The organism is Streptomyces sp. NPDC002130 (assembly GCF_040296465.1).
Lineage (GTDB): Bacteria > Actinomycetota > Actinomycetes > Streptomycetales > Streptomycetaceae > Streptomyces.
Map to the genome: position 1 here is coordinate 1 of NZ_JBEOXI010000646.1, position 1,875 is coordinate 1,875.

Below are 1,875 nucleotides of genomic sequence, written 5' to 3' on the forward strand. Positions count from 1 at the left end.
CTCATGACAGGTGCCCGTTGATCCAGAGGTGCCAGCGGCAGATTTCGATGGACAGTCCGGCTTCCCGGTTGAACTCGGGGTCGTCGGTGATTGCCTGAATGCGCTCGGGCAGTTCGTCGAGAGTGCCGCTGTCGTCGCGATCGGTGTGGTCGGTGCCGGTGTGCCAATCGGCGATCCATGCGTGTGGCTCGGTGAGGTTGAGCCAGGACGTGTCGGCGGTGATGGTGATGGCGACGCCGCGCTGGTTGGTGTCGATGCCGAGTTCGGTGAGCGCGGCTCGTTCGTTGTCGGTGAGGTGGACGTTGCGGACGAGTGCGGTGGTCACAGTTTCAGCTCCTTGCCTGCGGCGATCATGCTGCGCCGTGCTTCGGCGTGGATCATGGCGCGCTGGTCGGCTTTGAACGACTGCAACGGCGTTTCGCGGTGGATGCGGTTCGCGAGGGTTTCGACAGCGATGGGTTCGCGGTTGTCGGTGGGCCGGAATGTGTGCCGGGCTCTGCGGTTTTTGGGGGTGTTCATTGTGGGTGTCCTCTCGGATTGTTCGCCCTGCCAGGGGCATTGCCATTCTATCCGGTTTCTGTGTGTTGTGTTGGATAGTAGACGACCGGATGTCGCGATGGATAGTAGACACCTGATTCAGGCGCCTACCGGGTCGTTCTCGTACCATTCGGGCCGACGCGGGGCGTTGCCGAACGGGTTGTCGGCGGCGTTCCAGAACGGGTTGTGAGTGTCCGGGTAGTCGCCGTAGTGGACGCGTTCGATTTCGGCGCGGGCAACGGCGTCGAGTTGGGCCTCGTATCTCGGGCCTTCGTCGGCGCGGAGTTTGTCGAGTTGAGCTCGCGCGTCGGCGAGGTCTCGGATCGCTTGGTAGGCCTGGATCGCGTGGGCGTGTCGGCTTTCCGGGTGTTGTTTGATTGGCATTGGTTCACCTCCTTTGTGTTGTGGGGCAGCTGGTTTCATGCACTGAGGTAACACTATGGGGGCATAGTGTGTCAAGTCCTCAGGGCTAATTCTGGCTATTTGGTCATAGTGCCCCCTATTTACCCTTAGGGGGCCAGAAAGTGCCATCCTGCCCCCTGGGGAACCCCAAGGGGCAAATGAGCCCTCAGGGGCCACCAGGGGGCCACCAGTGCAGTGTCCAGGCTGACCACCACTCAGGGGGTAGCCACTCCCCTAGATCCCACCTGGAGACATGACAAACCACCCTTGACCTGGGATCTAACCCAAGTGTTGACAGACTATGTACCCATAGTGCAAACTATGGTCATGCCAGTGAGTGACATTCACTGACAAGGCCACTGGAAGCCGGCAACGAAAGCCAGCCGGCAAGGCCGTAAGTCCCCCCAGTCTCAGCTGGGGTGCGGACACCGAATCTGGTCGGGTGAAATTCGCTCCCCCATGATCCTTGAGAACTCCACAGTGTGAGCACATTCGTGCACCCCATAGGACCACCCTCCACTCACGGAAGGTCACCCCTATGCGAACAACCGCAACCCTGGCAGAAAAAGCCCGTGAGCGCAACGCTCATCTCACCCCAGAACAGTTGCTTCACAACAAGATCCAGCGCGGCAAAATCCGGGTACACAGCACCCTCCGGGAACGACATTTCCGGGACGGACTGGCCCTGCCGTCGGCATATCAGCAGCTCCTCGCACAACACGAACCGGCACTTCTCGGACAGTACGTCGCGAGAATGCGGGAGTGGGGCGTCAAGCCCTAGCCCCGCCCATCACCGGCGGGTGGCCCCATAGGGTGCACGAAAAGCAGACATGAGCAGCCTTTAAGGGTTGTCGGCCCCGCCGCACCGGAACGCCCAGCCGGAGCAGGGAGTTGAGGGCGGCGATTTCGCGCGGATCGGACAGGCGCAGCCGGAGG

General features: G+C 61.4%; 3 protein-coding genes. All 3 read right to left on the reverse strand.

Going from position 1 to position 1,875, the window contains the following annotated elements; translation table 11 throughout:
• Position 1 precedes the first annotated feature (1 nt).
• Positions 2–325: a hypothetical protein gene (locus ABT116_RS43955; protein WP_351646441.1), complete on the reverse strand. Its 324-nt coding sequence runs from the start codon at positions 323–325 to the stop codon at positions 2–4.
• Positions 322–519, reverse strand: coding sequence for a hypothetical protein (locus tag ABT116_RS43960; protein WP_021343829.1), 198 nt, complete (start codon positions 517–519; stop codon positions 322–324). Before ABT116_RS43960 ends, ABT116_RS43955 begins: the two co-directional genes overlap by 4 nt.
• A gap of 117 nt (positions 520–636) precedes the next feature.
• Entirely contained in the window at positions 637–921 is a 285-nt protein-coding gene (locus ABT116_RS43965) for a hypothetical protein (RefSeq protein ID WP_351646444.1), read from the reverse strand.
• Positions 922–1,875: the final 954 nt, after the last annotated feature.